5 protein-coding genes and 1 pseudogene are annotated in these 7,181 nt (G+C 63.9%); 3 read left to right on the top strand and 3 right to left on the bottom strand.

The genetic code is table 11. The features are described 5' to 3' along the window. From EN994_RS11850 to EN994_RS11840, 3 genes and pseudogenes are all read right to left on the bottom strand, one after another. A pseudogene (locus tag EN994_RS11850) lies at window positions 1-347 on the bottom strand (peptide ABC transporter substrate-binding protein); the annotation flags it as partial. Between the two features lie 34 nt (window positions 348-381). Next, on the bottom strand, window positions 382-1,158 hold the full coding sequence (locus tag EN994_RS11845) for a DUF427 domain-containing protein (protein WP_024503939.1): 777 nt from the start codon (window positions 1,156-1,158) through the stop codon (window positions 382-384). Between the two features lie 14 nt (window positions 1,159-1,172). Continuing rightward, window positions 1,173-2,531: an LLM class flavin-dependent oxidoreductase gene (locus tag EN994_RS11840; protein WP_024503940.1), complete on the bottom strand. Its 1,359-nt coding sequence runs from the start codon at window positions 2,529-2,531 to the stop codon at window positions 1,173-1,175. Window positions 2,532-2,722: 191 nt separating this feature from the next. Here EN994_RS11840 and EN994_RS11835 point away from each other — a divergent pair, with 191 nt between their 5' ends. The 3 genes from EN994_RS11835 to EN994_RS11825 all read left to right on the top strand — a co-directional run. After that, window positions 2,723-4,531: an ABC transporter ATP-binding protein gene (locus EN994_RS11835; protein ID WP_127307551.1), complete on the top strand. Its 1,809-nt coding sequence runs from the start codon at window positions 2,723-2,725 to the stop codon at window positions 4,529-4,531. Between the two features lie 180 nt (window positions 4,532-4,711). Next, the gene (locus tag EN994_RS11830; protein ID WP_244514324.1) at window positions 4,712-5,152 is read left to right on the top strand and encodes a hypothetical protein; all 441 of its coding nucleotides are present in this window, start codon (window positions 4,712-4,714) and stop codon (window positions 5,150-5,152) included. Window positions 5,153-5,442: 290 nt separating this feature from the next. Continuing rightward, the coding region (locus EN994_RS11825) for an ABC transporter ATP-binding protein (protein WP_164745880.1) at window positions 5,443-7,181 on the top strand (1,739 nt) is incomplete at its 3' end.

Here is a 7,181-nt window from a genome sequence, read left to right as displayed (position 1 = left end):
TCCCAGGACAGAGCCAGCTTCGGCTGCAGACCATCCTTCGGATCGTCGAGGATCAGATACTCGCCGACCTGGCTGATCACCCCGATGCTGGCCGGATCGGTGACCGAAACCGGATCGATCGCCTTGGTCGGCTGGCCGAGCCCGACGCGAACCGTGCCGCCGCCGGCAGCCGCGGCGCGCGCGCCTCCCAACCCCTGCGAGGCGGCAAAGCCGGTCAGGCCGAGCAGTGCGGCATATCTGAGGAGATCGCGGCGCTTGAGAAAGCCGCCCTGATGTTCGTCGACGGCGACATTCCAGATGTCCCCCGACAGATTGCGAACTGCGTCGATATCTCTGCGTCTGGTCATTTTGAAACCCTGCTTTGAAATGAAGATTGAAAATCTATGCGACGGGCTCGCCGTCGAGATGGATGCGGTCGACGGCCTGCGGATAGAAGGCGATGAGGCCCTTGATCTTCGGCATTTCCTCAATGGGATCCCGGTAGCTCCAGGCGATATCAGGGCGCACCGAACCGTCGCTCAGCAGGCCGGACCAGTAAGAGGCGATGCCCTTGTAGGGACATCGCGTCGTGGTGACGGACGCCGTCAGCCGCTCCAGCCGGATGTCTTCCGCGGGCAGATAAAAACGCGTCGGCAGATGCGTCTCGAACAGCAGCACCGGGCGGTGGCTGTCGGCGATCGGCTCGCCGTCGAACCAGATCTGCAAATGGCTCGAGCTTTGCAGAACATCGATGCGTGCATAGGGATCGCGGGCGTGGACGAAGACTTCCTCTTCCTCCTCGAACCACTGGTCGACGGCCTTCCAGGTGAATGCAATGCGGCCGGCCAGCGGCGCCAGGTTTTCATCCGGCGGTGACACGAACGACCACGCCGCGTTGGCGCTGCGCCTGTCGCCGCTGTCGATATCCCAATAGGCGGTCTCGCCACCGACCGGATGCGGCTCGCGATGCAGCGAAGGTTTCAGCACCGATGGGTCGACCGCTGACGGCGGGAAGAAATAGATCGGCAGGAAATGGTTGGAGCGCAGCACCAGCACGTTGCGGCTGTCGGCGATGGTGCGGCCGCCGAATTTGACGCGCACACGCTTGGGGCTGTGCAGGACATTGACGAGCTGCGGCGCGGTCGCTTCGCGTGGCTGCAATCTTGGTGCGACGGTCATGATCGTTCTTCCGGTCAGGACACGGCACGCGCATTGTCGCGCTGCTCGGCGAAGCGGTTGGCGGGCCGCGCCAGGCCGAAACGGTCGCGCAGCGTTCCCGGCCCGTATTCGGTCGGGAAGACGCCGCGCCGCTGCAGCTCCGGCACCACCTGTTCGGCAAAATTCACCCAGTCTTCTGGCAGCAGCGGGAACATCAGGTTGAAGCCGTCAGCGGCACCCGAAACGAACCAGTCCTGCAACTGGTCCGCGATCTGTACCGGCGTGCCGGCAACCGTCGGCACCGAACCGCTGTTGGCGAGCTTGCGCGCGATCTCGCGCAGGCTGAGATTCTGCTTCGCCCACTGCTTGACCCGGTTGAGCGATGTGCGCCCGCCATTGAACGTGCTTTCGTCCGGCAGCGGCGGCAGCGGCCCGTCCGGCGGGAACAGCGACAGGTCCAACCCGCTCCAGCTCGACAGAAGGTCGATGCCGACCTGATCCGGCAGCAAGGTCTGCAGGTATTCTTGCTTTTCCCGGCCTTCCGCTTCGGAGGCGGCGACGATCGGCAGGATGCCGGGCAGGATCTTGAAGCTCTCCGGCCGCCTGCCGTGGCGGGCCAGCCGCTCGTTGATGTCCTGACGGTATTTGATGCCATCCTCCTTGGTGCTGTAGATGGCGAAGTGCGCATCGGCCTGGGCGGTGGCGAAGTTCTTGCCATCTTCGGACGAGCCGGCCTGGACGATTAGCGGATGGCCTTGCGGCGGCCGCGAGACGTTGAGCGGCCCACGCACCTTGAAGTGCTTGCCCTTGTGATCGATAGGATGGACCTTGTCGGGGTCGGCGAAATGGCCTGACGCCTTGTCGATCAGCAGCGCCTCGTCTTCCCAGCTGTCCCACAGCGCCTTGACGATATCGAGGAATTCGGCCGCGCGCTCATAGCGGAAAGCATGTTCGATATTGCCGTCGCGGCCGAAATTGCGCGCCTCCTCATCCATGGCCGAGGTGACGACGTTCCACGACGCCCTGCCCTTGCTGATATGGTCGAGCGAGGCGAACATGCGCGCCACATTGTACGGCTCGCTGTAGGAACTCGACGCCGTGGTGATCAGGCCGATATGCTTGGTCACGCTAGCCAGCGCCGATAGCAGCGTCAGCGGTTCGAGGCGGGCATTGGCGTAATGGGCGACGCCGCTCTTGACTGAATCCCAGATCGACACGTGGTCGGCGACGAAGATGGTGTCGATCCTGGCGCGTTCGGCCGCCTGCACGAGATCGCGGTAGAATTCGAAATCCAGTACCTCCCGCCCCGGCGCCCTCGGGTGGCGCCACGACATCCGATGATCGCCCTGCGGGTTGAAGAAGAATGCGCTGAGGATCATGTGGTCTCGAGCCATGCCGGGCCTCCTTCCAGATCTGCTCCGGAGACCGTCGCGCTGCCTCGGCAGACGGCGACAATCTCTGCTGATGCGAGAAAGGTAGATTGCGCTCCGGCTTAATTCGAGTAAATTTATAGAGATAATGAATTGCGAAAGCGGAAGCGATTGCCCTCGATGGCGGCGCTGGAAGAAAGTGGTTTCAAGTCCCCATGTCCTCCTCGGTTCTGAACGTAGACCAGCTGTCCGTGGCCTATGACGGGCGCAAGGGATCGCATCCCGCCGTCAGCGGCGTGTCACTGCACATCGGCGAAGGCGAAGCGCTCGGCCTGGTTGGCGAGTCGGGATCGGGCAAAAGCTCGGTGGCGCTCGCCATATTGCGCTATCTGCCGAAAAACGCCCGCATCGCTGCGTCGGCGCTGGAATTCCAGGGCCGCGAAATCCGCGACCTTTCCGCCGAGCAACTGCGCCGGCTCAGGGGAAATCATATCGCCGCGGTCTACCAGCATCCCGGTGCTGCCCTCAATCCAAGCATGACGATCGGCCGCCAGATCACCGAGACGGTCATGCGGCATCGCCCGGTTCGCCTCGAAGAGGCGCGCGGGCGCGCCGCCGAACTGCTGGGCCGCGTCCGGGTCAGCCATCCGGAGCGGGTGCTGGATCTCTATCCGCACGAACTCTCCGGCGGCATGCAGCAGCGCGCCAACATCGCCATTGCCATTGCGCTCGACCCATCGCTGCTGGTGCTGGATGAGCCGACGACGGCGCTCGACGCCAGCGTCCAGTCCGAGATCATCGCCATCCTCTCCGACTTACGCAAGGATCACAAAACCAGCATCCTGCTGATCAGCCACGACATCAATATGATCCGCCGCTCCTGCGACCGGGTGGCGGTGATGCAGGCGGGAACCGTGGTCGAAAGCGGCGTCGCGAGCGATGTCTTCGACAACCCCTCTCACGCCTACACCAAGGCGCTCATCGCCTCGATCCCGGCGCTCAACTACACCAAGCGGGACGGAAGACTGGCGGAGACGGACGGCGTGCCAGCGCACCCAATGGCCCAAGGCGAAGACGCCGGCCTGCCAAAAGAACGCCGCATCGCGATCGCCTGCAAAGGCATCAGTCATGCCTTCGGCAGCCAGCCAGTGCTGCACCACGTCGATCTCGACATCGGCCAGGGCGAGACCTTCGGGCTGATCGGCGAGTCCGGTTCTGGCAAGTCGACCCTGGCACGGATCGTCACCGGTCTGCAGACGCCAAGCGCCGGATCGGTCGAACTGTTCGGCAGGACGGTCGCGCCGCGCGTCGAGAAGAGAAACCTTGCCGAACGCCGCGACGTGCAGATGGTCTTCCAGTCGCCGGATCGCACGCTCAATCCGCGCCAGCGGATCGGCACGATCCTCGGCCGCCCGCTGCGCAGGCTCGCCGGCCTGCGCCGCAGCGAAGTGAGAGCCCGCGTCGGCGACCTGCTGCAATCGGTTCGCCTCGCCGGCGCCACGGCCGAGCAGAAGTCGCGTTCGCTGTCCGGCGGCCAGCGGCAGCGGGCGGCAATCGCGCGCGCCTTCGCCGGCGTGCCGAAGGTCGTCGTGCTCGATGAACCGACCTCCGCGCTCGACGTCTCCGTCCAGGCGACCGTTCTCAACCTGCTCAACGACCTGCAGCGCGACAAGGACATGACCTATCTGTTCATCAGCCACGACCTCAGGGTGGTGCGCTACATGGCCGACAGGATCGGCGTGCTCTATCGCGGACGCCTGGTCGAAACCGGCTCCTCCGACCAGATTTTTCGCGGCCCCAACCACCCCTATACGGCCCTGCTTTTGGCTGCGTCCTCCGACGAAGCTGCGCCGAGACTATCCGCTCCAATCGAGATCGAGGCAGCCGGCGTCCCGAATACGGGGTGCTCCTTCGCCGACCGCTGCCCGCTGGTCCTGCCCGACTGCCGAAAGGCGGAGCCGCCGGCCCGAGAGGTCGCGGCCGGCCACCGGATCGCCTGCTGGCGGCACCGCCAGGGTTTTTGAGCGGCTCAACAGCAGTCCGAAGGTCCGCCGCGGCGGGGTTTTTGCGGCAAGCAGATGGTCGATGTACGAACCTCTCTGACGGCTGCCGCCAAGTTCACGCGGCTATGCCGGGGTTGGGAGCTTCCTCGCATACAATTACATTCGTTTATGCTAATATATTTCAGCCATGCACATTCGTTCATGGCGAACATGTGGGAGGATGCGATGAAAACCATGAATCGCAGGTCTGCAATTGCTCTCGGTGTGACGGCTGCCGCGATAACGCCTCTGTTCACCCTGGCGGCATCAGCGAAGAAATACGGCCCGAAGGAAGGCAAGGAGATTGCGCCCGGTGTCAGGGTGGTTGAGGTCAGCACCGGCAACTCCGACATTCCCGCCTACAAGAGCATCGCAATTGTCGACGTGGTATTTCAGCCCGGCGCACACGCGCCTCAGACGGTGATGGACAACGATATGGTCTGCACCATTGCTTCAGGTGCGTTCACGATCAAGAAGGCCGACAAGGAATTCAAGCTCAAGACGGGTGACATGTACACCTGCGCCAAAGGCAAGACCGACGAGGCGACAAATACAAGCAAGGAGGTCGGCGTGCATCGGATCGCCGTCCTGATACCTGCCTAGCAAACCGGAATCCGGCCGGATGGGAGGTCGCATTCCGTCCGGCCGTCGCTTGCGTACACTAGGTGCTGACCTCGTCCGGCCAACGCCCTTCGGCAAGATCGGCAGGATTACGCCGCTGGTGCCAGCCGGGTCACAGCCGCATGTTCGCTTTCCTTCAGGCACAGTGCGATGCCGGCATTGGCTCTTGAAGGGCCAAGCCAGACCCGCGTAACATAGCGCCAAGTCAACCGCTCACATTGAGTCTGCTTTATTAGTCCGGGCTAACGTCCGGATTGGTTTGGATATTTTCCTTGAACACGCAAGCAACCAGCAGCGCACCGGAGCGCGGCAAATCGTTTGCCCATGTGGCGGAAGCCTCCTGGGGCAAGGGCCTCAGCACCTTGCTCCGCATCGTGCGCATGACGCTGCGCCATCCCTGGCAGGTCGCCATCACCATCGTCTCGACCTTCATCGCCGCGACGCTGCAGCTTTTCATTCCACGCCTGCTGGGACGCGCCATCGACCAGGCGCAAGGTGTGATGGCCGCGGGTGCCGGCGCTGCGGCGGAACAGGCGCTGTGGAACACGGCGCTGACGCTGCTCGTCGTCTCGATCCTGCGCGGCCTCTTCACCATGGCGCAGAACTACTATGGCGAGGCCGTCGGTCATCGCACCGGCTATGAACTGCGGCTGGCCTTCTACGAGAAGATCCAGCGCCTGAGCTTCGCCTACCACGACAGGGTCCACACCGGCGATTTGATCACGCTCGGCCTGCTCGATCTCGACGGCGTGCGCATGTTCTTCTCCACCGGCATTTTGCGTGTGGTGCTGCTCGGCGTGCTGATCGGCGTCGGCGCCTATCTCCTGATCAGCACCGATCTCATGCTCGGGCTGCTCAGCCTGAGTTTCGTGCCCCTCGTCGCCTGGCGGTCCTCGGTCACCCAGCTGGCGTTGCGCAGCACCTGGTTGACTTTGCAGGAGCGGCTGTCTGTGCTGAGCCGGGTGATGGATGAGAACCTCGGCGGCATCCGCGTCGTGCGGGCCTTTGCGGCACAGCGGCATGAGCTGGAAAAATTCGACCGCGCCAAGCTGTCGGCGCTGGAGCTTGCCAATCAGCGCGTCGACATCCGCGTCTCCAACACCAGCGCCATGAACTTCTCGTTCCTGGCCGCCATGGGGCTGGTGCTCTGGTTCGGCGGCCAGAAAGTGATTGCAGGCCAGATCAGCGTCGGCACGCTGGCCCAGTTCCTCACCTTCATGACCATCCTGCAGATGCCGGTGCGCCAGCTCGGCCTTATGGTCAACTCCTTCGCGCGCGCCTCGACCTGCGGCAGCCGGCTATTCGAACTGCTCGACGCCGAGCTCGACATCGAGGACGCGCCCGGCGCCAAGGATCTCGTCGTCACCGATGGCGTGCTGCGCTTCCACAATGTCGGCTTCCGCTACGAGGGCGCGGGCGACCGGCCGACTCTGTCGGGCATCTCCTTCGAGGCGAGGTCCGGCGAGACCATCGGCATCGTCGGCCCGCCAGGCAGCGGCAAGTCGACCATCGCGCACCTGATCCCGCGCTTCTACGACGTCACCTCAGGCGCGATAACCATCGACGGCCAGGACATCCGCAAGGTGACGCTGCAATCGTTGCGCAAGGCCGTCGGCGTCGTGCAGCAGGACGCGTTCCTGTTCACCACCTCGATCGAGAACAACATCGCCTACGGCAATCCCTGGGCGCGCGAGACCCGCATCGGGCAGGCAGCCGAGTACGCCCAATTGCACAATTACATCATGGGCCTCCCAGCCGGTTACACCACAGTCGTCGGCGAGCGCGGCGCGTCGCTTTCCGGTGGCCAGCGGCAGCGCCTGACCATCGCCCGCAGCCTGATGCTGCGGCCGTCCGTGCTGGTCTTCGATGATTCCACCGCGGCCATCGACGCCGGCACCGAACAGCGTATCCGGGCAGCGATGAAACGCTTCGCCAGGGATCGCGTGACGCTCATCATCTCGCACCGGCTGAGTTCGCGGATGCATGCCGACCAGATCCTGTTCGTCGAGGG

This window comes from Mesorhizobium sp. M7A.F.Ca.CA.002.09.1.1, assembly GCF_003998555.1.
Classification (GTDB): Bacteria; Pseudomonadota; Alphaproteobacteria; order Rhizobiales; family Rhizobiaceae; genus Mesorhizobium; species Mesorhizobium ciceri.
Note: the sequence above shows the minus strand (reverse complement) of the source record. Positions and strands in the feature narration are given on the sequence as shown.

Excerpts from the sequence above, each read along its gene's own strand:
- EN994_RS11845 (WP_024503939.1), bottom strand. The coding sequence starts at position 1,158 with ATGACCGTCGCACCAAGATTGCAGCCACGCGAAGCGACCGCGCCGCAG.
- EN994_RS11840 (WP_024503940.1), bottom strand. The coding sequence starts at position 2,531 with ATGGCTCGAGACCACATGATCCTCAGCGCATTCTTCTTCAACCCGCAG.
- EN994_RS11835 (WP_127307551.1), top strand. The coding sequence starts at position 2,723 with ATGTCCTCCTCGGTTCTGAACGTAGACCAGCTGTCCGTGGCCTATGAC.
- EN994_RS11830 (WP_244514324.1), top strand. The coding sequence starts at position 4,712 with ATGGCGAACATGTGGGAGGATGCGATGAAAACCATGAATCGCAGGTCT.